At 75.2% G+C, this 24290-nt stretch carries 23 protein-coding genes; 11 read left to right on the top strand and 12 right to left on the bottom strand.

Annotation, left to right across the window (positions count from 1 at the left end):
- The first annotated feature begins 129 nt into the window (after window positions 1-129).
- From OO57_RS46670 to OO57_RS05085, 4 genes are all read left to right on the top strand, one after another.
- Window positions 130-600 carry a hypothetical protein gene (locus tag OO57_RS46670; protein ID WP_051776607.1) on the top strand — a complete coding sequence of 157 codons (471 nt, stop codon included), beginning with the start codon at window positions 130-132 and terminating at the stop codon, window positions 598-600.
- A gap of 10 nt (window positions 601-610) precedes the next feature.
- The gene (locus tag OO57_RS05090) at window positions 611-2782 is read left to right on the top strand and encodes a bifunctional polysaccharide deacetylase/glycosyltransferase family 2 protein (protein ID WP_081973456.1); all 2172 of its coding nucleotides are present in this window, start codon (window positions 611-613) and stop codon (window positions 2780-2782) included.
- A gap of 4 nt (window positions 2783-2786) precedes the next feature.
- Window positions 2787-2960 carry a hypothetical protein gene (locus tag OO57_RS43560; protein WP_158715024.1) on the top strand — a complete coding sequence of 58 codons (174 nt, stop codon included), beginning with the start codon at window positions 2787-2789 and terminating at the stop codon, window positions 2958-2960.
- A gap of 63 nt (window positions 2961-3023) precedes the next feature.
- Window positions 3024-4625: a protein kinase domain-containing protein gene (locus OO57_RS05085; RefSeq protein ID WP_051776605.1), complete on the top strand. Its 1602-nt coding sequence runs from the start codon at window positions 3024-3026 to the stop codon at window positions 4623-4625.
- Here the strand turns inward: OO57_RS05085 and OO57_RS05080 are convergent.
- From OO57_RS05080 to OO57_RS05055, 6 genes are all read right to left on the bottom strand, one after another.
- Complete coding sequence (locus OO57_RS05080; RefSeq protein WP_158715023.1) at window positions 4622-5137, bottom strand: potassium channel family protein; 516 nt, start codon at window positions 5135-5137, stop codon at window positions 4622-4624. The genes OO57_RS05085 and OO57_RS05080 overlap by 4 nt on opposite strands.
- Window positions 5134-6471: a hypothetical protein gene (locus OO57_RS05075; RefSeq protein ID WP_081973455.1), complete on the bottom strand. Its 1338-nt coding sequence runs from the start codon at window positions 6469-6471 to the stop codon at window positions 5134-5136. Before OO57_RS05075 ends, OO57_RS05080 begins: the two co-directional genes overlap by 4 nt.
- 162 nt (window positions 6472-6633) lie before the next feature.
- Window positions 6634-6906, bottom strand: coding sequence for a Sec-independent protein translocase subunit TatA (gene tatA / locus OO57_RS05070; RefSeq protein ID WP_033251026.1), 273 nt, complete (start codon window positions 6904-6906; stop codon window positions 6634-6636).
- 200 nt (window positions 6907-7106) lie between these two features.
- Window positions 7107-7430 (bottom strand): DUF202 domain-containing protein, encoded by a 324-nt coding sequence (locus OO57_RS05065; RefSeq protein ID WP_033251025.1) that lies wholly within the window; start codon window positions 7428-7430, stop codon window positions 7107-7109.
- On the bottom strand, window positions 7427-7783 hold the full coding sequence (locus OO57_RS05060) for a YidH family protein (RefSeq protein ID WP_033251024.1): 357 nt from the start codon (window positions 7781-7783) through the stop codon (window positions 7427-7429). The genes OO57_RS05065 and OO57_RS05060 overlap by 4 nt, the downstream gene beginning before the upstream one ends.
- A 106-nt stretch (window positions 7784-7889) precedes the next feature.
- Window positions 7890-9434, bottom strand: a complete 1545-nt coding sequence (locus OO57_RS05055; RefSeq protein WP_033251023.1) for an MFS transporter — start codon at window positions 9432-9434, stop codon at window positions 7890-7892.
- Window positions 9435-9543: 109 nt separating this feature from the next.
- Here OO57_RS05055 and OO57_RS05050 point away from each other — a divergent pair, with 109 nt between their 5' ends.
- Complete coding sequence (locus OO57_RS05050; RefSeq protein ID WP_063737492.1) at window positions 9544-10227, top strand: TetR/AcrR family transcriptional regulator; 684 nt, start codon at window positions 9544-9546, stop codon at window positions 10225-10227.
- A 38-nt stretch (window positions 10228-10265) separates the two neighbouring features.
- Here OO57_RS05050 and OO57_RS05045 read toward each other — a convergent pair whose 3' ends face one another.
- Window positions 10266-10601: a cupin gene (locus OO57_RS05045; protein WP_033251022.1), complete on the bottom strand. Its 336-nt coding sequence runs from the start codon at window positions 10599-10601 to the stop codon at window positions 10266-10268.
- Between the two features lie 163 nt (window positions 10602-10764).
- Here OO57_RS05045 and OO57_RS05040 point away from each other — a divergent pair, with 163 nt between their 5' ends.
- On the top strand, window positions 10765-11025 hold the full coding sequence (locus OO57_RS05040) for a hypothetical protein (protein WP_033251021.1): 261 nt from the start codon (window positions 10765-10767) through the stop codon (window positions 11023-11025).
- Between the two features lie 153 nt (window positions 11026-11178).
- Here the strand turns inward: OO57_RS05040 and OO57_RS05035 are convergent, their stop codons facing one another.
- The gene (locus OO57_RS05035; RefSeq protein ID WP_033251020.1) at window positions 11179-12336 is read right to left on the bottom strand and encodes an acyl-CoA dehydrogenase family protein; all 1158 of its coding nucleotides are present in this window, start codon (window positions 12334-12336) and stop codon (window positions 11179-11181) included.
- Between the two features lie 194 nt (window positions 12337-12530).
- Between OO57_RS05035 and OO57_RS05030 the strand changes: the two genes are divergently transcribed.
- Window positions 12531-13628, top strand: a complete 1098-nt coding sequence (locus tag OO57_RS05030) for a TetR/AcrR family transcriptional regulator (RefSeq protein WP_158715022.1) — start codon at window positions 12531-12533, stop codon at window positions 13626-13628.
- 153 nt (window positions 13629-13781) lie between these two features.
- Here the strand turns inward: OO57_RS05030 and OO57_RS05025 are convergent, their stop codons facing one another.
- Window positions 13782-14099, bottom strand: coding sequence for a hypothetical protein (locus OO57_RS05025; protein WP_033251019.1), 318 nt, complete (start codon window positions 14097-14099; stop codon window positions 13782-13784).
- A gap of 446 nt (window positions 14100-14545) precedes the next feature.
- On the opposite strand from OO57_RS05025, the gene OO57_RS05020 reads away from it, so the two are divergent.
- Together OO57_RS05020 and OO57_RS05015 are read left to right on the top strand one after the other, a co-directional pair.
- Window positions 14546-16396, top strand: a complete 1851-nt coding sequence (locus tag OO57_RS05020) for an ATP-binding protein (protein WP_234337223.1) — start codon at window positions 14546-14548, stop codon at window positions 16394-16396.
- On the top strand, window positions 16393-18744 hold the full coding sequence (locus OO57_RS05015) for a tetratricopeptide repeat protein (RefSeq protein ID WP_033251018.1): 2352 nt from the start codon (window positions 16393-16395) through the stop codon (window positions 18742-18744). Before OO57_RS05020 ends, OO57_RS05015 begins: the two co-directional genes overlap by 4 nt.
- Here the strand turns inward: OO57_RS05015 and OO57_RS05010 are convergent.
- The 3 genes from OO57_RS05010 to OO57_RS05000 are packed head-to-tail and all read right to left on the bottom strand — an operon-like array spanning window position 18732 to window position 20977.
- Entirely contained in the window at window positions 18732-19103 is a 372-nt protein-coding gene (locus tag OO57_RS05010) for a hypothetical protein (protein WP_033251017.1), read from the bottom strand. The genes OO57_RS05015 and OO57_RS05010 overlap by 13 nt on opposite strands.
- A 17-nt stretch (window positions 19104-19120) precedes the next feature.
- Window positions 19121-19981, bottom strand: coding sequence for a hypothetical protein (locus OO57_RS05005; RefSeq protein WP_033251016.1), 861 nt, complete (start codon window positions 19979-19981; stop codon window positions 19121-19123).
- Window positions 19982-20023: 42 nt separating this feature from the next.
- Window positions 20024-20977 carry a cation diffusion facilitator family transporter gene (locus OO57_RS05000; protein ID WP_033251015.1) on the bottom strand — a complete coding sequence of 318 codons (954 nt, stop codon included), beginning with the start codon at window positions 20975-20977 and terminating at the stop codon, window positions 20024-20026.
- A 152-nt stretch (window positions 20978-21129) separates the two neighbouring features.
- On the opposite strand from OO57_RS05000, the gene OO57_RS04995 reads away from it, so the two are divergent.
- Together OO57_RS04995 and OO57_RS04990 are read left to right on the top strand one after the other, a co-directional pair.
- Entirely contained in the window at window positions 21130-22851 is a 1722-nt protein-coding gene (locus OO57_RS04995) for a threonine/serine ThrE exporter family protein (RefSeq protein ID WP_033251014.1), read from the top strand.
- 32 nt (window positions 22852-22883) lie between these two features.
- Window positions 22884-23921 (top strand): hypothetical protein, encoded by a 1038-nt coding sequence (locus tag OO57_RS04990; RefSeq protein WP_051776598.1) that lies wholly within the window; start codon window positions 22884-22886, stop codon window positions 23919-23921.
- The last annotated feature ends 369 nt before the right edge of the window (window positions 23922-24290 follow it).

The following is a 24290-nucleotide window of genomic DNA, read 5'->3' as shown; positions in this document are numbered from 1 at the left end:
CTCCCCCGGGTCCGCCGCCGGTCGGGGAACCCGCTCCGGACGGACGACCGAACTCCCCCGGGTCCGCCGTCCGTCCGGAGCCCAGCCCAGCCCAGCCCGGCCGTACCGTTCGAACGCCCTGGAGCCCCGGTGACCGAAACCCCGCTCGCAGCGCGGCCCGCCGACCCGACCGCCCCGGTGTTCGTCGACGCCAGCGGCCGGCGCCAGCGCCGCTCGCGCCGGATCGGGTGGCTGCTGGCCGTCCCGGCGGCCGGGTACCTGGCCCTGGTGGCGAGCAGTGCGCTCGGCGGCCCGTCCTTCGACGCGCCGTTCGTCCCGAAGCCGGCCGCCCCGGCCGGACCGAGCGTCCCGGTGCCCACCGGGGCGCCCGACCCGGGCACCGACCCGGTCGCGGACGGCCGGCCCACGTCCGGGCCCGGCGGCACCGGCGCCCCCACGACCCGCCCGGCCCAGGCCCCCGTCGCACCGGCCGCGGCGAGTTCGGCGCCCCGGAGCACCGCGGCGCCGACGACCGCGGCCGCGACGCCCGGCGCCGCGGCCTCGCACGGCCGGAGCACCGCGGTGCCGGGCAACAGCCGCAAACCCGCCAAGAACCCCTAGCGAGCCCCCGATGACCTTCCCCCGGACCTCCCCCCGCCGCGGCGGCCCCGCCCAGCGCGGCCGCCGGGGCCGCCGGGGCGTGGTGCGGCAGTCCGCGCCCCGCACCCACTGGCTGCTGCTGACCGCCCTGGTGGTGACCCTGGCCGCGGCGCTGCTGCTGCAGGGCTACACCCGCCACCTGTACGGGTCGGCGCCCGACGGCGGTGCCCGCGCCGCCGGGCCCGCGTACGCCGTCCCCCCGGAGGCCGCGCACGGCGGGCCGGTGATCGACGCGTCCGCCGCGACGCCGCGCACCGCCCGGCCCGCCCCGGGCACCGTCGCGCTGACCTTCGACGACGGCCCCGACCCGGTCTGGACGCCGAAGGTCCTGGACGTGCTGAAGCAGCAGGGGGTGCACGCGACCTTCTTCGTGGTCGGCACCCAGGTCGCCGACCACCCCGAGCTGGCCCGCCGGATCCTCGCCGAGGGCCACCAGCTCGGCATCCACACCTTCACCCACGCCGACCTCGGGCAGGCCGCGCCGTGGCGCCGCTCGCTCGAACTGCGCGAGGCGCAGCTCGCGGTGGCCGGTGCGACCGGCACCACCACCGCGCTGCTGCGGCCCCCGTACTCCTCGACCAACGACGCGCTCACCGACGCCGACTGGCAGGCCGTCCGGCAGGCCGGGCAGTCCGGCTACCTGACGGTGCTGACCACGCTGGACAGCGAGGACTGGCGGCGCCCGGGCGTCGAGCGGATCGTCGCGGGCGCCACCCCGCAGGGCCCGGCCGGGCAGGTCGTGCTGATGCACGACGCGGGCGGCGACCGTTCGCAGACCGTGGCGGCGCTGGCCGAGCTGCTGCCGAAGCTGAAGCAGGCGGGCGTCCGGGTCGGGACGGTCTCCGAGACCGCGTCGATCGCGGACGCCGCGCACCCGGCGAGCACCGCCGAGCACTGGCAGGGCCGGGCGCTGCTGCTCGCCCTGGCCGGCGGCGACGGTGCGGTGGCGGTGCTCGGCTGGCTGCTCTGGGCGGCGGGCGCGGTCAGCGTGCTGCGCGCGGCGGTGCTGCTGTTCGCCGCCGCGCGGCACCGGCGCCTGCGCCGCCGCGGCTGGGGGCCGCCGGTCACCGAGCCGGTCACCGTGATCGTGCCCGCGTACAACGAGCGCGCGGGCATCGAGGCGGCGGTGCGCTCGCTGCTGGCCTCCGACCACCCGGTGGAGGTGATCGTGGTCGACGACGGCTCCACGGACGGCACCGCGGAGCTGGTGGAGTCGCTCGGCCTGCCCGGCGTCCGGGTGCTCCGACAGGCCAACGCGGGCAAGCCCGCGGCGCTCAACAACGGTCTGCGGCACGCCAGTTGCGAGCTGGTGGTGATGGTCGACGGGGACACCGTGTTCGAGCCGGACGCCGTCCGGCTGCTGGTGCAGCCGTTCGCGGACCGCCGGGTCGGCGCGGTGTCGGGCAACGCCAAGGTGATCAACCGGGGCGGGCTGCTCGGCCGCTGGCAGCACATCGAGTACGTGGTCGGCTTCAACCTGGACCGCCGCTTCTTCGACCTCGCCCAGTGCATGCCCACCGTGCCCGGCGCGGTCGGCGCGTTCCGCCGCTCGGCGCTGCTGCGGCTCGGCGGCGTCGCCGAGGAGACCCTGGCCGAGGACACCGACCTGACGATGGCGCTGTGCCGGGCCGGCTGGCGGGTGGTCTACGAGGAGCGGGCGATCGCCTGGACGGAGGCCCCGGCCTCGCTCTCCGCCCTGTGGCGCCAGCGCTACCGCTGGTGCTACGGCACCCTTCAGGCGATGTGGAAGCACCGCCGCTCGCTCGCCCAGCGCGGCCAGGCGGGCAAGCTGGGCCGCCGGGGGCTGCTGTACCTGCTGATGTTCCAGGTGCTGCTGCCGCTGCTGGCCCCGGCCGTGGACGTGTTCGCGGTCTACGGCCTGCTGTTCCTCGACCCGGTGCGGATCGCCGCGGTCTGGCTGGGCTTCCTGGTGCTGCAGGTGCTGTCGGCCTGCTACGCGTTCCGGCTGGACGGCGAGCGGCTGGGCCCGCTGTGGACGCTGCCGCTCCAGCAGGTCGTCTACCGCCAGCTGATGTACCTGGTGGTGATCCAGTCGGTGTGGACCGCGCTGGCCGGCAACCGGCTGCGCTGGCAGCGGATGCAGCGCTACGGCTCCCTCCAGGCCCCGGCGAACCGGAGTTGACGCGATGACCTTCCCCCGCACCTCGCCCGCCGCCGAGCGCGCCGCCCGCCGGTCCGTCCGCCGGTCCGTCCGCCGCGCGGCCCGCCGGTCCGCCCGCGGCCCGCGGGGCGTGTCCCGCACCCTGCTGGCGGCGGCCCTCGCGGCGCTGGCCGCGCTGCTGCTCGTCCAGCGTCCGTGAACCCCGGTTGACGGCGCCCGCTATGGTTCACGGGTGCCCGCCCGGAGTTGAGAGGAGCATCCGATGATCGGACGCGCGCTGAACGGGCGCTACGAACTCGGCGAGATCCTCGGCGTGGGCGGCATGGCCACCGTGTACCGCGCCCTGGACCACCAGCTGGGCCGCCCGGTCGCGGTCAAGGTGCTCAACGGCGGCCTGGCCGACGACCCGCGGTTCGCCGAGCGGTTCGCCCGCGAGGCCAGGTCGGCCGCGCTGCTGGCGCACCCGCGGATCGTCACGGTCTTCGACTCCGGCGTCGACCAGGGCTCCCCGTACCTGGTGATGGAGCTGGTGCACGGCGCCACCCTGGGCCGGGTGATCGCCGAGCAGGGCGTGCTGCCGGTGGAGCGCGCGGTCGGCACCGCCGCCGCCGTGCTGGACGCGCTGGCCGCCGCCCACGCCCAGGGCCTGGTGCACCGCGACATCAAGCCCGGCAACGTCATGATCACCCAGGACGGCGGGGTGAAGGTCGTCGACTTCGGCATCGCCCGGGCCGGCTCCTCCGCCGGGCAGCAGCTCACCCAGACCGCCTCGGTGCTGGGCACCGCCGCCTACCTCTCCCCGGAACAGGCCACCGCCGGGCAGGTCGACGGCCGCGCCGACCTGTACGCGGTCGGCTGCGTGCTGTACGAGATGCTGGCCGGTGCGCCGCCGTTCACCGCCGACACCCCCGTCGCGGTGACCTTCAAGCACGTCACCGAGTACCCCGTCCCGGTGTCCGTCCACCGCCCCGACGTGCCGCCCGCGCTGGACGCCGCGCTCATGCGGCTGCTCGCCAAGCACCCGGACCAGCGCCCCGCCGACGCGCAGTCCGCGGCCGCCGAACTGCTCGCCGCCGTCCCGGCCGCCCCCGCCGACCGCACCGCCCAACTGCTCGGCGCGGCCACCCAGGTGCTGCCGCCCGTCCCCGCCGCCGCCTTCCCGGCCGCCGCCTTCCCGGCCGCCGCCTTCCCGGCCCCGGCCCCGCCGCACCAGCCGTGGACCGCGCCGCACCAGCCGCAGCAGCCGTGGGCCGAACCGCAGCGGACCTCGGTGCTGCCGCCGGTGCAGGCCCCGCTGCTGCGCTCGGCCCGCTACGAGGACGAGGAGCCCGGGCCGTCGCACACCCGCAACCCGCTGGTGTACGGGGGCATCGGCGCGGCCGTGATCGCCGTCCTGGCGGGCATCGCCGCGTTCTCGCTCAGCGGCGGCGGCACCCCCGAGGCCGCGCCCACCCCCGCCCCGACCGCCGCCACCGGCACCGCGGCCCCCTCCCCGACGCCCTCCCCGCCCCCGTCCCCGTCCGCCGGCGCGAAGCCCAGCGCCTCGCCCAAGCCCTCCGCCACCCCCAGGGGCGGCCCCGTGGTCACCCAGCTCGCCCAACTGCGCGCCGAGGTGGCGCAGGCCGACTTCAAGCGCGACCGGGACAAGCAGGACGACCTGACCACCCTGCTGGCCCGGGCCACCCAGGAGGTCAACGACAAGCAGCCCGCGGACGCCGAGGACTCCCTCAAGGACGCCCAGAAGCTGGTCCGCGACCTCCAGCGCCACAAGGCCGTGGACGCCCCGCTCCTGCTCGGCTGGCAGACCCGGCTCACCGCCCTCACCGCCCTGGTCCACACCCAGGCCGCCCAGCAGGACGACTAGTCGTCCCGCTGCCCGCGGTGGCGGGCCCGCTGCACCGCCCTGGTCTTCACCTGCCGGGTCAGCGCCGTCACGCCGGTGGTCAGGAACACCACGGTGTACAGGAGTTGGAGCATCACCACGATCCGGGCGGCCTGCCCGGCCGGGTGGATGTCGCCGTAGCCGACGGTCGCCATGGTGATCACCGTGAAGTACAGCGCGTCGACCTTGGTGACCAGCCCGTCCAGCTCGCCCGGGTCCTTGGACATCGCCAGGTAGGCGGTGGAGAACACCACCAGCGCGCCGCACAGCAGGATCAGGATCCGCGGCACCGGGTGCCGGGACTGCCCCAGCACCTGCATCCGCACCTCGCGCAGCACCCCGGCGCCGAGCACGGCCAGCAGCACGCCGAACGTCGTCCAGCTGATCCCCGGGTGGTGCGGCCCGAACCCGCCGAGCGGCACCGCGAAGTAGACCACCAGCAGCAGCACCGGCCCGGCCAGCATGCCGACGTACATCCGGACGAGCTCCCTCACGCCGGTGCAGCCTTCCCGTCCGCGGGATCCCCGCCCGCGGGCGGCCCGGCGGGGGGCGGGGCGGCGGGGGCGTCGGCGGGGGTGTCGAGGAACTCCAGCACGGCCAGGACGGCCAGCAGCACCACCGCGATCCACAGCACCACCGCGCCGGTCGGGTAGCTCCAGGTCAGCAGCACCACGGCGGCGACCACGACCGCGCCCCAGCCCAGCCAGGCCTTCCAGCGGTGGACGAACGGGCCGACCGGGCCCAGCCGCATGCCGATGCCCTCGGCGGCCCGCCGCACCGCGCCCAGCCCCTCCTGCCACAGGTGCCGCACCCAGCCGGCCCGGCGGCCCGAGCCGGACAGCCAGGCCGCCAGCGCGACCACCACGCCCAGCGCCAGCAGCATCCGGACCGCGGCCCGCAGGTAGCGCACCAGGGTGTCGTACACCGCCATCGCGGCGGCCTGGTCGACGCCCGCGGGCAACTTGTCCAGGTAGATCGCCCGGAACACGCTCAGCCCGATGCCCAGCAGGCCCGCCGCGGCGGCCATCCCGAGCGCCGCCCCGACGGCGGCCCGGCGGTGGTGCACCGCCAGCAGGACGCCGCCGACCGCGCACAGCAGCGCCAGCACCGGCACCCAGAACCCGGCCAGGTCGAGCAGCCGCAGCCCGGTCTGCGCCTTCTGCACGGCGTCCGACTGCACCAGCGTGTAGTCGGTGTGCACCTCGGGGATCTTCGAGGCCAGCCCCAGGCCGTTGGCCACCAGCCGCTCCTTGACCGCGGCGACCACCGGCCCCAGGTCCAGGCTGACGGTGTCGTCCTTGATCTGCACCGCCCCGCCGCCCTGCCCGGTCAGCACCTTGTCGAACGCGGCGTGCGCGTTGCGCAGCACGCCGGTCCAGACGGTGGCGAACGCGTCGGACCGGACGAAGCGCAGCACCTGGTCGTGGACGAAGCCGGTCAGCCCGCTGGTCAGCGCCGGTCCGACCTTGCCCAGGGCGGCGTCCAGCAGCGGACGGTCGGCGGGGGCGACCTCGTTCAGCAGCGCGGTGATCGGCAGCTGCTCCATCACCGCGGCGGTGACCCGGTCGGTGAGCGCGTTCTGCACCGCCGGGTCGGAGGCCAGCGGCGCCATCGTGGACACGAACCGGTCGGTGTCGGTGACCTGCGACTTGCTCCAGGCGGCGACCACCCCGAGCGGGGTCAGCACCGCGGCCAGCACGATCAGCAGCACCGCGAAGAAGGACCGCACCCGGTGGTGCTCGCGCCGGGGGGCCTTCTGCTGCTCCAGGACGGCGATCCGCTCGCGCAGCTCCGCGAGCTCGCGATCCTCCGACGGGTCCGCCGCCATCCGTGCCTCCCTGGTGATCCGCCGTCAGCTGGATACCAGGAGATAACAGAACAAAACGGTCAGCCACTCGGGCGTGCCGACACGCCGGAGCCCCCGGTCCGTCAGGGCGACGGGCCGGGGGCTCCGGTACGGCGGACGGCGTCGGCCGGGGCCGACGGGGCGTCAGGCCGTGGTCGACTTCGTGGGCTCGGAGACCTTGGTGACGACGATCGGCTCGACGGCCTGGCGCGGCTGCTCGGCCTGCGAGGCGGCGGTGCCGTTCTGGGCCTCCGCGGGCGCGTCGTCCTCGCGCAGGGCCTTGGTCTCCGCCTTCAGGATGCGCATCGACTTGCCGAGGCCGCGGGCCATCTCGGGCAGCTTCTTCGAGCCGAACAGCAGGACCAGCACCACCACCATGATGGCGATGTGCCAGGGCTCAAGACCGTTACGGAACATCCCTGACCACCGGTCCTTTCGTGGAAGTTCTCGCTGTGACTGGGAATCGGGCGGAACGCCCGACTCGGCCAGTATGCCTGGCCTTGTCGGCGAACGTATACACCCGTCGGCAAACAGCCGTCGAAAAACAGGTGATCCGAGTCATGTGGTCTGTACCACCCGAGGGCCCGGCGGGGCGGTCCGGCGGGCCGCCCCGGGGCTCATCCGCCCCGGTTCACCAGCACCGACCAGGCCGACCCGCCCGCCGCCAGCACCACCGCGAGGGTCAGCCCGCGCATCCACCACCGGCTCGCCGTGACGTGCGGACTGTGTTCCACCGCACTGCGCCGCCGCACCCCGTGCACGTACAGCCCGACCGCCGCCACCGCCAACACCCCGCCCAGCACGGCCAGTCCGGGCAGCTGGTGGACGTAGCCGGTGCGCAGGACCAGCAGCGCGTCGGCGGCCAGCACCAGCGCGGTGCGGCTCCACGCCAGCAGCGTCCGCTCCGGCTGCAGGCCCGGGTCGCGGGGGGCGGCGGTCACCGCGACCAGCCGACGATCAGCACCGAGAACACCGCCGCCGCGACCGCCGTGCACACCGTCAGCACCAGCATGATCCGGGTCGCGGGCAGCGGCCCGCCCGCCCGCATCGCCCGCTCCACCCGCACCCACCGGTGGTACGCGGCCACCCCCAGGCCCGCTCCGCCCGCGGCCAGCAGCACCGAGAGCGTCACCCGGACCGGCACCGGCGCCAGGTCCGGCGTCAGCTGGTCCAGGCCCACCGCCCCGGCGAGCAGCGCCAGCGCGGTCCTGATCCAGGCCAGGAACGTCCGCTCGTTCGCCAGCGTGAACCGGAAGTCCAGCTCCTGCGGCTCCTCGTCCTCCTCCTCCGCCATAGGGCGACCCTAGGCCGCGAGCGGGCGGCCCGCAGGGCGGAAGCGCGGAACCCGCGGGGGTCGTGCCCCCGCGGGTTCCCCGCCCTTCCTTCCCGCCGCTCCCGGCCTACGCGACGAGCGCGCCCTCGGGCTGCTCCGGCTCCGGCTCCGGGGCCGGGGCGCTCGACGCGGGCAGGTGGCGCATCAGCAGGTGGGCGGCCAGGGCGGCGCCCAGCATGACCACCACGCCGACCACCGCGGCGACGTGCATCCCGTCGGCGAAGGCGTTGCGGGCGCCGGTCAGCAGCTGGTCCGCGGCGTCGCCGGACAGGTGGGCGGCGGTGGTGACGGCCCCGCCGAGGGTGTCGCGGGCCGCCTCGGGGGCGGAGTCGTCCATCTGCGACCGGTAGACCGCCGCACCGGCCGCGCCGAGGACGGCGATGCCGAGCGAGCTGCCGAGCTCCTGGGCGGTCTCGGAGGTGGCGCCGGCCGCGCCGGCCCGCTCGGCGGGGGCGGCGGAGAGCACCATCTCGCCGGTGATGCTGACGGTGCCGACCGAACCGGCGGCGATCACACCGGCGGCGACCAGCGGGAGGGCGAGCGAGGAGCCCGGGTCGACGAAGGCCATCGCGACGAACCCGGCGGCGCTGGCCAGGAACCCGGCGACCAGCAGGACCGCCGGGCGCACCTTGCCGGCCAGGGCGCCGAAGCCGCCGACGGCCGCGCCGACGCCGATGCTCGGCAGCAGGGACCAGAGCGAGGCGGACAGCGGGCTGTAGCCCTTGACCAGCTGCAGGTACTGGGAGGTGAAGAGGGTGAAGCCCATCATCGCGAACATCGCGATGGTGTTGACGGTGATCGCGCCGGTGTAGGTGCGGATCCGGAACAGGGTGATGTCGATCAGCGGGTTCGCGGCGGTCCGCAGCCGGTGCACCAGGGCGACGCCGACCGCGATCCCGGCGGCGAGCACCAGGGCGGGCTGCAGGTTCCAGCCGTCCACCGCGAGGTCCTTGATGCCGTAGACGACCGGCAGCACGGTGGCGATCGAGAGCGCGGCGCCGAGCAGGTCGAAGCGGCCCTCCTGCGGGGCGCGGTACTCGGGGAGCAGGAACGGCGCGGCGACCATCACCAGCAGCATCACCGGGATCGCGATCAGGAAGACCGATCCCCACCAGAAGTGGTTGAGCAGCACGCCGCCGAGCACCGGGCCGAGGGTGGCGCCCGCCATCATCACGCCGCTCCAGGCGCCGATCGCGCCCTGCCGCTGCTTGGGGTCGGGGAACATGTTGCGGATCAGGGCCAGCGTGGAGGGCCCGAAGACCGCCCCCGCGAGGCCCAGCAGGGCGCGGGCGGCGATGAGCTGGTTCGCCCCGTCCGCCCAGGCGGCGACCAGCGAGGCGCCCGCGAAGGCGGCGGTGCCCGCGATCAGCAGCTTGCGCCGGCCGATCCGGTCGCCCAGGGCGCCCATCGGGATCAGCATCCCGGCCAGCAGGAACGTGTACATGTCCATGATCCACAGCTGCTGGGTGCCGCTGGGGTGGAGGTCGGTGGCGATGAAGGGGACGGCGAAGAAGAGCACGCCCATGTCCATGGCGAGGACGAGGGTCGGCAGCAGGAGGAGGGCGAGGCCGAGCCAGGCCCGGCGGCCCACGGGCCCGTGGTCGGTGGTCATGACGATGACTGTACGAGCGTCTTGCACATCTGTCTAGTACAAGCGTCTAAGTCATTCGTTCCAGACGTTTGACCAAGACATTCGTCTTGGACGCGATACGATCGGGTGCATGGGAAACCGCGAAGACCTTCTGGCCAGTGCCTCCCGCTGCCTGCAGGAGAAGGGCTACGGGCGCACCACGGCCCGGGACATCGCCTCGGGCGCGGGCGTCAGCCTGGCCGCGATCGGCTACCACTACGGCTCCAAGGACGCCCTGCTGGTGGAGGCCCTGGTGGAGGCGATGGGCAGCTGGGGCGACACGATCGGCGAGGCGCTGGCCGCCGCCGCGGAGGTCGACGACCCGCAGGAGCGCTTCGTCCGGGCCTGGGACGCGGTGCGCGACAGCTTCGCCGAGCGCCGGGGGCTGTGGACGGTGCAGTTCGAGATCCTCGGGCAGCTCGACAGCCTGCCGGGGCTGGCCGAGCGGCTGGCCGAGGCGCAGAAGGCGGGCCGGCTCGGCCTGGCCGCGCTGTTCCACGGCAAGGCCGAGGAGGAGGACACCCCGGAGGACCTGGCCCGCGGCGTCTTCTACCAGTCGCTGCTGCTGGGGCAGGCCGCCCAGTGGCTGATCAAACCCGAACTGGCGCCCAGCGGCGAGGAGTACCTGCGCGGGCTGTCCCTGGTCTGCGGCGACGTGCTGGGCGGCGTGCCGGTCGGCGCTTCGAGCGGTGCGGCGGTCGGTGCGGCGGGCGGTGCGGCGGGCGGAGCTTCGGTCGGCGCTTCGGGCAGGGCTTCGGGCGGCGCGAAGGGCTGAACGGGGACCGCGCGCCGGGGTGCGGTGCGGCGCGGGCGTCAGGTGGTGACGGCCGTGAGCAGCACCACCGCGTCGGTGTGGGCGAGCAGGCCGTGCCGCTCCTGCGGGACGGAGTGCAGCTCGCCCGGCCCCGCCTCCTGGCGGCGGCCCTCGACGGTCAGCGCGACCCGGCCGCGCAGCACCTGCAGGCTGGCGGCGACCGGGGCGTTGTGCTCGTCCAGCACCGCCCCCGCCCGCAGGGCGATCACGGTCTGCCGCAGGACGCCGTCGTGCAGCAGCAGGTGGGCGCTGCGGCCGTGCGGGCTGGCGGCGGCCTTGGCGGCGTGCTCCTCGGCCAGGGCGTTCAGGTCGATCCGGGTCGGCTGCTCGGTCATCGCGTTCTCCTCCGTCGGGCCCCCGCACCACCGGACCCGCCGACCGGGCCCGCGGCCGACCCTAGGCCGCGCCCCGCGCGTGTCGCGCGCTGGATCACGCGCAGGGGTTAAGGAGTGGGCCGCTCGGCGTGCGGGTCGGCCGCCGCCGCCCGAAGGTGGCCCTATGGCGACCAATCAGAAAATCACCTTCGGCGGTTTCCAGGTGAACCGCGGCATGCTCACTGCCGGCGCAGCCCTTACCGGGCTCGGCGCCGTCGTCGGACTGACCGGTACGGCGCTGGTCTGCGCCGCCCTGGCGAACGCGGGCCGGGGCTGGATCCAGTCCCTGGAGACCCCGCCCAGCGAACTGGCGCAGCGCACCCTGCACCAGGCGAGGGCCGCCTCGGCGGCCGGACTGGAGGCGTGGCGCACCAGCGTCAACTGAGCGGAGGAACGGCGGGACGGCACGGAGGCGGGCACCCGGTGGGGGTGCCCGCCTCCGCCACGTCCGCGTCCGGCGGCTCTACGCCCGGTGGCTACGCCCGGCGACCGCGTCCAGTGGCTAAGCCCGGCGGCCGTGGACGGTGGCCGCGCGGGGCTACAGGCCGAGCGACTTGGCGATGATCGTCCGCATGACCTCGCTGGTGCCGCCGTAGATCCGGAACACCCGGTTGTCGGTGTAGAGGCGGGCGATCGGGTACTCCAGGATGTAGCCGTAGCCGCCGTGCAGCTGCAGGCACCTGTCGATCACCTCGGAGGCCGACTCGGTGCAGAACAGCTTGGCCGCGGCGGCGTCCGCCACCGTCAGCTCGCCGTTCTGGTAGAGCTCCAGCGCCTGGTCGACCATCGCCTGCTGGGCGAGCACCTGGGCCTGGCAGTCGGCCAGCGAGAACTTGGTGTTCTGGAACTCGGCGACGGCCTTGCCGAACACCTTGCGGTCCTTGACGTACTTCACCGCGAACTGCACCGCCGCGGCCGCCGAGGCGTACGCGCCGACCGCGATCGCCAGGCGTTCCTGCACCAGGTTGTGGGTCAGGTAGGAGAACGCCTTACCCTCCTCGCCGAGCAGGTTCTCCACCGGCACCCTGACGTCGCTGAAGGACAGCTCCGCGGTGTCCGAGGTGCGCAGGCCGATCTTCTGCAGCTTGCGGCCGACCGAGTAGCCCTCGGACGCGGTGTCCACGCACAGGATGGACAGGCCCGCGCGGCGGTCCGCCGGGTCGTACGGGGCGGTGCGGCAGACCACCAGCACCAGGTCGGCCAGCACGCCGCCGGTGATGAAGGTCTTCGCGCCGTTGAGGACGTAGTGGGTGCCGTCCGCGGAGAGCTTCGCCGTGGTGGCGATGCCCGCCAGGTCGGAGCCCGCGCCCGGCTCGGTCATCGCGATCGCCGTCATGACCTCGCCCGAGACGAAGCCCGGCAGCCAGCGCTGCTTCTGCTCCTCGTTGGCGTACTCCATCAGGTACGGCAGCACCAGGCCGGTGTGCACGCCCGAGGAGCCGAAGGTGACGCCCGCGCGGGCGGTCTCCTCGTAGATCACCGCCTGGTACTTGAAGCCGGTCTCGCCCGCGCCGCCGTACTCCTCCGGGACCTCGATGCCGAACACGCCGAGCTCGCCGAGCTTGCGGTAGAAGTCGCGCGGCGGGTGGCCGGCCTCCTCCCAGCTCTCGTAGACCGGGACGACCTCGTTGGCGATGAAGTCCCGGATGGTCTCCCGGAACGCCTCGTGGTCCTCGTTGTACACGGTGCGGCGCACGGTGCGCTCCCTTCGGCTGCAGCTGATCGCGCAGTCAAGTTAATCGCCGGTAGCTTCCGGTGTCCAGGGCGGGCGGCAGGCCCGTCGACGGGTGGCGACGGGCCTCGGCGGGGGTTAAGTGAACCGTTGCTAGCCTGGTCGCGAGGTGCGGGAGGGGCGGCCGGGAAGGGCGTCCGGGGGAGGGGAGGGCGGTGGTGGAGCGGCGTCCGGCGGTGGTGCGCAGGCCGCCCGGGCGGCGGGCCCGGATCCTCGCCGTCGCGGCCGCCCGCTTCCACCGCGACGGCTACCACCGGGTCTCGATGGCCGAGATCGCCGCCGAGGTCGGCATCACCGCCCCCGCGCTCTACCGGCACTTCCGCAGCAAGCCCGAACTCCTGCTGCGCGCCGTCGAGTCCGGCCTGCACGCGGTCTGCGCGGCGACGGCCTCCGGCGGGGCCGCCGAACTCGCCGAAGTCGCCCTGGAACGACGGGAGTTCGGGACGCTCTGGCAGCGCGACGCGCGACTGCTCCCGCCCGGGCAACGGGCCGTGCTGCGACGGCAGTTGCGGGCAGCCGTCCGGCAGTCCGCGGGCGGGCAGGGCGAGTCGGCCCGGTGGGCGGTGCTCTCCGCCTACGGCAGCCTGAGCCACCACGGCGTGGTCCTGCCCCGGCGGCGGTACCTGGAACTGCTCGGCGGCATGCGCGAACGCCTGCTGGCCGTACGGGAGTTCGACGAGCCGACAGCGCCCGTGCGGCCGGTGCCGGAGGGGCCGGTGCCGACGGGGGCGGTGCCGACGGGGGCGGGGCGCCGGGACGCGCTGATCGCGGCGGCGACCCGGCTGTTCCACCGGCGCGGCTTCGACAACGTCTCGATGGAGCAGCTCGGCGCGGCCGTCGGCATCGCCGGGCCCAGCGTCTACAAGCACTTCGGGACGAAGTCCGCACTGCTCGCCGCCGTCCTCGACCGCGGCCGGGAACGACTGCGCCACGAGGTCCTGCCCGCCCTCGCGGCGGGCCCCGCACCGGTGGCGGCCTTCGCCGAATTCGCCTGGCGGGAGCGCGACTACCTCGGCGTGATGCTCTCCGAGACCGAGCGCCTCGCCCCGGGCGGGCGCCGCGCCGCGGTCGACTTCCGCCGCGAGTTCCTCCGCGCCTGGTGCGCGCACGCTTCGACGCCGGGCGAACCGTCGGCGGAGACCCGGGTGCGCGTCCACGCGATGGTCGCCGTCGCGATCGACACCGCCCGCAGCGGAGCGCGGGGGCCTTCGGCGGTGGCGGCTTACGCGGCCGCGGCGCTCGGCGGCGGGGGGTGAACGGCGGGGGGGGGGTGAACGGCAGCAAGACCGCCAGGTGGGCGGTGGGTTGCCCGTTCCTCGCGATCTTGCGGCGGGTGCGGCGAGGCCCGCGCAGTTCCCCGCGCCCCTGGCGGGGCGCGCTCCGGTCGGTGCGCCTCCCGGCGGGGGCTCCTAGTAGAGGACGAAGGGGTAGTACACGGTGTGCGCCAGGTTCGCGTTGGACTGCAGGGCGCCGACGCCGCCGGAGTTGCCGGTGACGCCGAGGGTGTTGTTCTGGTTGGCGGCGCCGGAGCCGGTCGCGGTCTGCTGGGTGCCGTTGGCGTTGCCGTGGACGGAGCCGACGATGTTGTCGGAGCCGATGTTGCTGACCACGCTGCTGTCGGAGGAGTGGTCGGCACCGGCGCCGTTGTCGGCGGCGGCGGTGCCGACGCCGGCGAGGAGGAAGGCCCCGAGGGCGGTGACGACGGCGACTGCGCGAATACGGGACACGGTGGTCTCCCTGCTAACTGGTGCGAATGTGACGCGGCGGGGTGGCCGCCCCGTTCGCGCCGGTTCCTGACGTCGCGTCATCAGCATTGCCCACTGGGCCGTTCGGGTTCCAGTCGGGGCACGCGGGTTCGCTCGAAGGTGTCACTCCCGCGGAATAGCGCAGGAGTCGGCCGAGGCCGCCGGAACGCCGTTCTGACAAGGGATTTCGCCGTTCCGGGCGGGGCGCTCGGAGTCCCTGTGCGTCAACGCCCGCTTGACCGAGGATCGACAGGAACGGGAAATCGGAAAACAGTGGTCGCCCGATTGTCGTACTGGCACACTGGGGCCTTATGTCTGATGGTCTTCCCCCGGCTTCCGGGTCCGACGGAAGCGGCGCCGAATTCCCCGCGGCCGAGAACTCGGCGAATCTCCGCACCACGGAGGTCGATCTCGGCGGCCTGGTGGGAGTGCTCGCCACGCACCTGTACTCCACCCCGCTGGTGGCGCTGCGCGAACTCGTGCAGAACGCCCACGACTCGCACACCCGGCGGAAGCTGGAGGACCCGGAGGGGGCGTACCGGCCGCTGATCCGGGTCACCGGGGACCCGGCGGCGCGGACGGTGGCGATCGAGGACAACGGGGCGGGCCTGACCGAGCCGGAGATCCACGCGTACCTGGCGACCGTCGGCACCGGCTACACCCGGATGCTGCGCGACCTCACCGGCAACCAGGACCTGATCGGGGCGTTCGGGCTGGGCTTCCTCTCCGCGTTCTCGGTGGCCGAGGAGGTGACCGTGACCACCGCCTCGCACCGCGAGCCGCTGAGCGCGCACACCTACCGCAGCCGGGGCGGCGAGCAGTACAGCGTGGAGCCGGCCCCGGCGCGGCCCGGCCCGGGGACGGTGGTGCGGCTGCGGCTGAAGGCCGAACACGCGCACCTGGCGGACGAGTTCGCGCTGCGCGAGGTGCTGGCGCGGTACTGCGTGCTGCTGCCGATCCCGGTGTACGTCGGCGCGGACGAGCAGCCGGTCAACGACGTGGCGGTGCCCTGGCGGCAGGACCTGCCGGGCCCGGTGCACCAGCACCGGATGCGCTTCGCCTCCTCCTTCGCCCGCAGCTTCGAGCCGCTGACCGCCTTCCCGGTGGCGCCCGTCGAGGACCGCACCGACGCGGTCGGGCTGCTGTGGGTGCAGGACGGCGGGACGTACGGGTCGAGCGACAACCGGGACCTCGCGGTGTACCTGCGCGGCATGCTGCTCGCCGACGACGCCCGTGACCTGCTGCCCAGTTGGGCCGGCTTCATCGGCGGCGTGGTCGAGTCGACCCGGCTCACCCCCACCGCCAGCCGGGAGGACCTGCAGCGCGACGAGCACTACCGGGCGCTCCAGCAGGCGCTGGCCGACGCGATCGTGGACGGCCTGTACGAGACGGCCCGGCTGCACCCGGCGGCCTGGCGGCGGATCCTGGCCCGGCACGGGCAGGACCTGCTGGGCGCGGCGCTCTGCGACGACCGGCTGTTCACGCTGCTCGCCGACGACGTCCCGGTGCCGACCTCGCAGGGCGAGCTGACCGCGGGCGCACTGCGGGCCGCGGGCTCCGGCGCGGTGCACGTGGCGCTGGGCAGCGGCGGCGGCTTCGAGGAGATGCTGTACCGGGCGATGCAGGTGCCGATCGCCCGCGGCGACCGGTACGCGGTGCTGCCGTTCCTGCGCCGCTACGCGCAGCTGCGCGACTGCCGGATCGTCGAACTGGGCAGCGAGAGCGGCAACAAGGAGCTGTTCCGGGCCCCGGACGTGCCGCTGCCCGCCGAGCAGCAGGCCTGGCTGGCGGCCGCGCTGGCCGAGGACGGCGAGCAGCTGGTGCCCGCCAGGTTCGACCCGCCCGGGCTGCCGCTGGTGCTGGTGCCGGACCGCGAGGCCGAGCTGAAGGCGCGGATCGAGGACGACCGGGCGGACGCCCGGATCCCGTCCGCGGCCCTGCAGTTGGCGCGGGCGTTCACCGCGCGCACCGACGGCGCGGTCAAGGCCCGGCTGTACCTGAACCTGGCCTCGCCGGCCGTCCGCGACCTGCTGGCCGCGTACCGGGACGGGCGCACCGGGGCGGCCACCGCGGCGGCCCTGCTGCGCTCGCTGAAGGTCATCATGGCGGCGGCCTCCGGCTCCGCGGGCGGCGACCTGGGGGCGGCGCTGTCCGGGATCTCCACCGCCGTGGCCGCGCTCACCGCGCCGCTCCCCGCCGACGGCCTGTCGGCGGTGCCCGACACCATCTCCGCAGCGACCGCAGCCGCCGACCTTCCGCAGGGGGACGAGGAACGATGACCACCGACATCTGGTCCTGGGTGCACGACACCCACCGCCAGCTCGCCGAGTCCGGTCAGCACCGGCTGGCCGACGCGCTCGCCGAGATCGCCGGGCACGCCGTCGAGGGCCGCAACGAGCAGCTGGACGCGATGTTCCCGGAGGCGCTGGCCTCGGCGCGCGCCCTGGGCCTGCCCTGGGTGGAGGTGTTCCTGCGGCACTGGCGGCTGCAGAACCTGCTGAACAAGCGGTACCAGGGCGAGGCCGCGATGTCCGAGGCGGTGTCGCTGCTGGAGTTCGCGCACCGCGAGGAGACCGCGTCCTGCCCGCAGTCGGTGTGCGCCGTCCAGGACTTCACCATCTGCCACGCCAACATCGACGGCCCCGGCTACGTCCCGGAGCGGCTCGCCGTGCTGGAGGAGGCGCTGCAGCGGGTCGAACCGGCCCGGGCCTGCTTCGACTGCCTCTCCCGCGAGTACGCCGACACCCTGGAGGACGACGGCCGTCCCGCCGACGCCCTCACCCACCTGGACCGGGCCGAGACCCGGATCCGGGCGGCGGGCGAGCGCACCTCGCTGTCCTTCGCGCACAGCCGCGCCTCCGCCCTGCACCGGCTCGGCCGCCACCAGGACGCGCTGGACGCCTACGACACCGCCGAGCGCGCCTACGTCGCCGCCGGGAACCGGCTGGACGACGACGACCGGCGCAAGCTCGCGTCCGGCCGCGCCCTGCAGTTCGCCGCGCTGGGCCGCGCCGACCACGCCCGGGAGCTGCTGCCGGACGCCGAGGAGGCCGACCGGTACCCCGACATCCGGCACCGCTGGTCATCCGCCGTCGAACTGCTGGCTGCCGCCGGGGAGTTCGACAACGATGCCGCACTCGGCGCCCGACTCGCTTCCTGGGCGGGCGAGTTGGACGCCTCGGGCGCGCACCGCCCGTGCCTCGACCTGGTGCTGCGGGCCGGTCGGCTGGCCCTGGCCCGCGGCGCCCGCGAGGTCGCCCTCACGCTGGCCCGCACCGGCGAGCGCAAGCTCGGACAGCTCCGCCGCACCGAGGGCGTCGCCGAGCAGGTGGCCGCGCTGCGGGCCGCCGCCGAGGCCCTGCCCCGGCCCGAACTCCCGGTGTCCGCAGAGGACTTGCCGCAGTGGCTGGCCGAGCACCGCCCCGATCCGGAGACCGGTGCCGAACTGCTGGCCGCCGCGCTGGCCCTCGGCGGGGCGCCCGACACCGTCCTGGTGGTCAACCTGGCCGGTGCCCTCGGCGCCCTCGGCCACACCCGGGCCGTCACCGAACTCGCCTGGTCCCAGCTGGAGTTGGACCCGGGCCACGAGTACCTCACCGGCATGCTCGGCCAGTTGCTGATCGACGCCGAGGACGGCGAGGGCGTCGAGCGGCTGGCCGCCCGGCTCGCCGCGGCCAGCCCCGAGGACCCGTCCGACGCGCACTGGCTGCGGGCCCGCTGGGCCGCCGCCCAGGGCCGCTGGGCGGAGGTCGGCGAGCAGTGCGCCGCCGTCCTCGCCCACTCGCCCGACGCGCTCAACACCCGCCGCCTGGCCGCGGCCGCCGCCACCCGGCGCGGCGAGCACGCCGAGGCCCAGCGGCTGTACCAGGACCTGCTGGAACACGCCGTCGACCCGGAGGGGGCGGGCGAGGAGGACGCGCACCGCACCGTCCAGGAACCCGACCTGTGGCACCTGGTCACCGCCGCCACCGCCAACCGCGACTGGGCGGCGGTCCGCGCCGCCGGGGCCCGGCTCGGCATCGAGTTCGACACCGACAGCGGTCCGGTCGAGGAGGAGTGGCAGCTGATCGGGCTGCGCGTCCCCCGCACCAACGGCTCCACCACCGACCTGCCCGCCCTGCGCACCGGCCCGGCCACCGCGCGGGTGCTCCCGGTGCTCGGCGAGGACGTCGACCTCAACCACGGCGACGTCGTGGTGTTCTCCCCGGCCGTCCTCAACGACCGCCCCGAGCCCGGCTCCGCGGAGGCCGAGGACTGGCGGCCGGTCTTCGAGCTCCTCACCCTGCTCGACCCGGCCGGCTACACCACCTACTGGATCGACGGCGCCCGCCCCGAACCCGAGCAGTGGTACGCCCTGCGCGACGCCCTCCGGGACGCCGGGCACGCCGTCTGGGTCTACAGCGGCGACGGCTACCGGACCGCCGACCCCGCCGGCGGCGAGGACGGCCTCCCCGGCATCTACGCCGCCCTCGGCGTCCCGCCCACCGGCACCGCCGCCGGGGCCGACGCCCTGCTCACCACCCTCACCGCCCACCTCGCCCACCCGCTCGCCTGGCCCGCCCTGGCCGAGGCGGCGGGCGCCGACACCGCCCGCCACCAGAAGATCGTCGACGACTACGAGCTCTGACCCCGGGCCCAGCCGCTCGCCGGGCGGCGGCCCCGCCCCGCCCGGCGCTTCAGCCGGCCGTCCTCCCGGGTGCGGCCCGGAAGGAGCGCGGCGCGGCCGAGCGGGCGGGGCGAGCGGTTGCGCCGGTCGGTGACGAGGGCGACGAGCAGGCGGTGGACCGCGTCCGGGTCGGGGAGGGCGATCAGGGTCGGCGGGTCGGCGGGGGTGGCCGGAGCGGCGCCCCAGCGTCGGCGGGGGTCGAGGCGCCGGGGCGCGGGCGGCGCGGTGTGGAGCGTCAACTGCAGGGCGCGGCCGTGGCGTTGGACGGCGACGAGCGGTCCCAGCGGGAGCTCGACCGGCGGGTCGTCGGGCAGCAGCACCAGCAGCCGGCGGTCGGTCAGCAGGTAGTGGGAGGCGCGGATCCGGCGGCGGCGCAGCAGCCGGACGGCTTCGAGGACGGGCAGGGCGAGCAGCGGCAGCAGGAAGGGCAGCAGGGCGCGTTCGAGGACGAAGCCCGTGGAGCCAGCACGGCCGCACCGAGCACGGCGGGGACGCCGGAGACGGCGGCCTCGTACCGGCTGAGCCAGAGCGGCGGGCGGACCGGCCGCCCCGTCCAGTGCACGCGTTCGCCGGGGAGCAGCCGCACCGCGCGGGCGAGCGCGTCCGGCAGGGCGGCGGGCGGGTCGGGCGGCGCCGGGAGCGCCGTCCAGGGCAGTCCCCGGCGGCCCCGGGCGGCACGCGCCAGCAGGTCCAGGGCCTCCGCGGTGTCCGGGCCGCGCACGGCCGGGCCGGGCAGCGGCGGCAGGACGGAGGGGCCGGGGCGGTGTTCCGGGTCCAGCGTTCCGACCAGCACCGTGCGGTGGCCGGGGAGGTGGAAGAGCCCACCCCCGCGGCCGTCCGGGCCCAGCGGGTAGCTGGTCTCGGTGCGTCCGCGGTCGGAGCGGACCACCAGCCGGCGGTCGGTCAGCAGGTAGCGGTCCGGTCCGGCGGCGGCCGCGGCGAGGACGCCCAAGGCGATCGGGGCGAGCAGCGCGAGCAGCAGGGCGTGGACGGCCCGGTGGTGCCAGCCCCCGCCGGGCCGGTCGTCGAGGGAGGCGAGGAGGGCGAACCCGGCGAGGCCGGGCACGGTGCACCACAGCAGCGCCGCGTGCTCCGCCGCCCACGCGCGCAGGCCCCGCCACCGCTGCCGCCCCTGCCACAGCACCCGCTCGCCCGGCAGCAGGCGCGTCCCGTCCGGCGCTCCGGCCGTGTAGTTCACCCCCGCGCTCCCGATCTCCGGGGGTGATCGTGGCACGGCCGGTCAGGGCCGGGGCGGGGTGGGGTCGAGGTAGACCCGGGTGACGGCGGGGACGGCCCGGCGGACGGCGCGTTCGGCCCGGTCGCAGGCGGTCTCGACCTCGGCGGCGGTGGCCAGGTCGGCGAAGTCGACCTTGGCGGCGACCAGCACGTCGTCCGGGCCGTGGACGCTGGTGACCAGGTCGAGGACGCGGGCCACCCCGGGCTGGGCGGTGAGCGCCTCGGTGATGGTGCGCTCGTCGCGCTCGGGGAGGGAGCGGCCGATCAGCAGCGAGGCGTTGTCGCGGGCCAGCACGTAGGCGACCCAGGCGAGCAGGGCGCCGATCAGGACGGAGGCCAGGCCGTCCCAGAGGGCGTCGCCGGTGAGCTGGGCGCCGAGCAGGCCGCCGAAGGCCAGCAGCAGGCCGATCAGGGCGGCGGAGTCCTCCAGGAAGACGGCCTTCACGGCGGTGTCGGAGGTGTGGCGCAGGTAGCGGTAGCCGCCGACGCGCAGCCGCCGGGTCTCGCCGCGCAGCTGACGGACCGTCCGGGCCAGCGAGACGGACTCCAGGACGAAGGCGACGGCGAGGATCAGGTACGAGAGGGTCGGGCTGCCCAGCTCCTCGCCGTACCGCAGGGTGTGGATGCCGTCGTGCACGGAGAACACCGCGCCGCCGACGAAGGTCGCGAAGGAGGCGAGCAGCGCCCACAGGTAGCGTTCGCGGCCGTAGCCGAGCGGGTGCTTGCCGTCGGCGGGGCGGGTGCTGCGCTTGAGGGAGAGGAAGAGCAGCACCTCGGTGACGGTGTCGGCGAAGGAGTGCGCGGCCTCGGAGAGCATCGCGCTGGAGCCGCTGACCGCGCCCGCGACGGCCTTGGCGAGGGCGATGCCGAGGTTGCACAGGCCCGCGACGACCACCGTGGTGACGCTCTCGCCGCCGCTGCCCTGTCCGCTCCCGGCCGTCGCCCGCTGCTCGCTCATGGACGGTCATTATGTCCCGTTCCGCGCCCCGCTGCCCGGGGGACGGCCGGGCCCGCGCGAGCGGTTGTTCGCACCTCCGCCGCTGATCGGGCAAGGTGGAGGCCAGGAGGCCGCCCCGACCGGGCGGGCGGCCGGGGAGGCGGAGGAGCACCGTGTCGGATCGGGAGCCGGAGGGCGTGCCGGCGCAGGAAGCGCCGCCCACCGAGGGGCTGCTCGGGCCGGACGCGCCGCCGATCGAACGGACCGTCAGCGTGCCGCACGCCCCGCACCCGGTGCAGACCGAGGGCCTGCTCGGCCACCAGCCGGTGCCGGAGGCCGCGGAGTCCGCCCGGACCCGCCGGGGCCCGCTGTTCCAGGACACCCTGACGCCCGAGGAGTGGAACGCGGCGGGCTACACCCCGCCCCACGGCATCGACCTGGCCGAGCTGCACAAGGGCGCCCCCGGCGACGCCCCCTGGCCGGACCGGATGCGCACCCTGCTGCGGACGCCGATGTCCGAGCGCCCGGCGTTCGAGCGCACCGCCCGCGAACTGCACCCCGCCGCCGGGGCGCAGGCCCAGCGCAACGTGCCGCGGGTCCTCGACCTGTCGCTGCGGATCGGCGAACTGCTGCTCGCCAGCGGCGAGGCCGCCGAGGACGTGGAGGCCGCGATGCTCGGCATCGCCCACGCGTACCGGCTCGACCACTGCGAGCCGCAGGTCACCTTCACGCTGATCTCGATCTCGCACCAGCCCTCGCTGATCGACCCGCCGGTCACCGCGGACCGGGTGGTGCGCCGCCGCACCTCCGACTACACCCGGCTGGCCGCCGTGTACGAGCTGGTCGCCGACATCACCGCCGAGCAGGTCACCGTCAACGACGCGTACCGGCGGCTCGCCGGGATCCGCCGCAACCGGCACCCGTACCCGGTGTGGCTGATGTCGGTGGCCACCGGGCTGCTGGCCGGGGCGGCGTCCTTCCTGGTCGGCGGGCGGATCGACTCCACGGCCTGGCTGGTGTTCGTCTCCGCGTTCACCACCGCCGTGGTGGGCGACCGGCTGGCCTCGGCGATCGCCCGCCGCGGGCTGCCCGAGTTCTACCAGTTCGTGATCGCCGCGATGCCCGCCGCGCTCTGCGGCATCCTGCTGTCCTTCAACGAACTGCACCTGCGCGGCTCGGTGGTGATCACCGGTGGGCTGTTCGCGCTGCTGCCCGGCCGGGCCATGGTCGCCGCCGTCCAGGACGGCCTGACCGGTTTCTACATCACCGCCGCGGCCCGGCTGCTGGAGGTGATGTACCTGATCGCGGGCATCGTCATCGGCGTGATGCTGGTGCTGTACGTCGGTGTCAACTACAACGCCAGGCTGCGGCCGGACGAGAGCCTGGGCGGCAGGATCGACCCGCCCGTCCAGCTGGTCGCCGCGATGGTGCTGGCGCTGGCCTTCGCGATGCTGCTGCAGACCGACCGGCGCTCGCTGCCGATGGTGGTGGTGAACGCGGCGACCGGCTGGTCCACGTACGGCGTGCTCACCCACAACGCGGGCGTCTCGCCGATCGTCGCGACCGGCATCGCGGCGGGCCTGGTCGGCCTGTTCGGGCAGCTGCTGGCCCGCTACCGGGCGGCCTCCGCGCTGCCGTACGTGACCGCGGCGATCGGGCCGCTGATGCCCGGTTCGGCGCTGTACCTCGGCATGCTGGCCTTCGCGCAGGGCCACGCCGCGTCCGGGCTGGTCTCGGCCTCCCGGGCGGTCGCGCTGGCGCTGGCGCTGGCGATCGGCGTGAACCTCGGCGGCGAGGTGGCCCGGCTGTTCCTGAAGAACCCCGGCGCCAGCGACCGCGACACCCCGCACGCGCTGATCCCGCGCCGGGCGGCGAAGCGCACCCGCGGCTTCTGAGCGAACCTCCTGTCGGATAGAGGCACCACCCGATGATCAGTGCACTGCTGGACGGTTACCGCCACCACATCGTGGACGCCCACAAGCAGCCGCTGTTCCTGCTGCTGGTCGGGTTCATCACCTCCTTCGCGTTCATCCGGTTCAGCACCCGGATGATCCGCGCCCAGGTCCGCTGGTGGCCCGGCAACATCACCCCCGGCGGCCTGCACATCCACCACATGGTGTTCGGCCTCGGCTTCCTGCTGCTCGGCGGCATCGGCACCTTCGCCACCGACGGCGGCCACCCCTGGATCGACTGGTTCGGCCTGTCCTTCGGCATCGGCTGCGGGCTGGTGCTGGACGAGTTCGCGCTGATCCTGCACCTGGACGACGTGTACTGGAGCGAGCAGGGCCGCAAGTCGGTGGACGCGGTCATCCTCGGCATCCTGCTCACCGCCCTGCTGCTCACCGGCTACGTGCCGCTCGGCGTCGTCCCCGGCCAGGACACCCGCTGGGGGCTGGTCGCGGTGATCGGGGTCAACGCGCTGGTCTGCCTGGTCGCGCTGCTCAAGGGCAAGGTCTGGACGGGCCTGCTCGGCATCATGGTGCCCGGCCTGTCCTGGATCGGCGCGATCCGGCTGGCCCGCCCCGCCAGCCCCTGGGCGCGCTGGCGCTACACCCGGCGCCCCCGGCGCATGGCGCGCGCGAACCGGCGCGAACGGCGGCTGCACGCGCGGACGGACCGGGCCCGCACCTGGCTGTTCGACCTGATCGCCGGGGCGCCCGACAAGGTCCCGGCCGGGCACCCGAAGGCCCAGGCGGTCGCCGAACGGATGGCCGCCCGGGCCCTCGCCCACCGCCGCCGCCCGGGGCGGGGCGCGGCGGCCACCGCGGGCGGGTACGGGCCGTACGGCGGGTACGGGCCGGGCGGCGGCCCCGGCGGGTACGGCCCCGGCGGCGCCGGGGACGCGGACGGGGCGGGCGGGGACCCGGCCCGGCGGGCCCGGGCGCAGCGCCGCCGCCGCACCGTGCGGGCCGGGCGGCCGCGGACCACCGCGACCGGGCCGGGGCGGCCCTCGGGGCGGCGCTGACGAGGCGTTGACGAGGCGTTGACGAGGCGTTGGCGAGGCGTTGACGAGGCGTTGACGAGGCGTTGGCGAGGCGTTGACGGGGCGCTGACGGGGCGGCGTTGAGGGGCGTTGAAGATCCGTTGAAGGGTGGTTGAAGGCCCGTTGAAAGCGGGGGCGGTGCGGAGGCGGGCCGGTAGGGTTCGTGGACGTCCCGTCCGGGCGGCGCATATGCCCGTTCAGACAATCCGATATCTCACCCGCGCGGCCGCATGGCGATGGCGCTGAGCCACCAGCAGGTCTGAGAATCTTGCGGTGCGTGACCGGATTGTCACGTCATGGGATATCTGGCTGATCGTCAGAACCCCTGCCCACCGCCGAGAGAGGACCCGT

The organism is Kitasatospora phosalacinea (assembly GCF_000717185.1).
GTDB classification, from domain to species: domain Bacteria; phylum Actinomycetota; class Actinomycetes; order Streptomycetales; family Streptomycetaceae; genus Kitasatospora; species Kitasatospora phosalacinea_A.
The sequence above is the reverse complement of the archived record's forward strand: the minus strand, read 5'-3'. Positions and strand labels throughout refer to the sequence as shown.

Excerpts from the sequence above, each read along its gene's own strand:
- OO57_RS05045 (WP_033251022.1), bottom strand. The coding sequence starts at position 10,601 with ATGACCGAGCAGCCGACCCGGATCGACCTGAACGCCCTGGCCGAGGAG.
- OO57_RS05075 (WP_081973455.1), bottom strand. The coding sequence starts at position 6,471 with ATGGCGGCGGACCCGTCGGAGGATCGCGAGCTCGCGGAGCTGCGCGAG.
- OO57_RS05055 (WP_033251023.1), bottom strand. The coding sequence starts at position 9,434 with ATGACCACCGACCACGGGCCCGTGGGCCGCCGGGCCTGGCTCGGCCTC.
- OO57_RS05040 (WP_033251021.1), top strand. The coding sequence starts at position 10,765 with ATGGCGACCAATCAGAAAATCACCTTCGGCGGTTTCCAGGTGAACCGC.
- OO57_RS05060 (WP_033251024.1), bottom strand. The coding sequence starts at position 7,783 with ATGGCGGAGGAGGAGGACGAGGAGCCGCAGGAGCTGGACTTCCGGTTC.
- OO57_RS43560 (WP_158715024.1), top strand. The coding sequence starts at position 2,787 with ATGACCTTCCCCCGCACCTCGCCCGCCGCCGAGCGCGCCGCCCGCCGG.
- OO57_RS05085 (WP_051776605.1), top strand. The coding sequence starts at position 3,024 with ATGATCGGACGCGCGCTGAACGGGCGCTACGAACTCGGCGAGATCCTC.
- tatA (WP_033251026.1), bottom strand. The coding sequence starts at position 6,906 with ATGTTCCGTAACGGTCTTGAGCCCTGGCACATCGCCATCATGGTGGTG.
- OO57_RS05050 (WP_063737492.1), top strand. The coding sequence starts at position 9,544 with ATGGGAAACCGCGAAGACCTTCTGGCCAGTGCCTCCCGCTGCCTGCAG.
- OO57_RS04990 (WP_051776598.1), top strand. The coding sequence starts at position 22,884 with ATGATCAGTGCACTGCTGGACGGTTACCGCCACCACATCGTGGACGCC.
- OO57_RS05015 (WP_033251018.1), top strand. The coding sequence starts at position 16,393 with ATGACCACCGACATCTGGTCCTGGGTGCACGACACCCACCGCCAGCTC.
- OO57_RS05000 (WP_033251015.1), bottom strand. The coding sequence starts at position 20,977 with ATGAGCGAGCAGCGGGCGACGGCCGGGAGCGGACAGGGCAGCGGCGGC.
- OO57_RS05090 (WP_081973456.1), top strand. The coding sequence starts at position 611 with ATGACCTTCCCCCGGACCTCCCCCCGCCGCGGCGGCCCCGCCCAGCGC.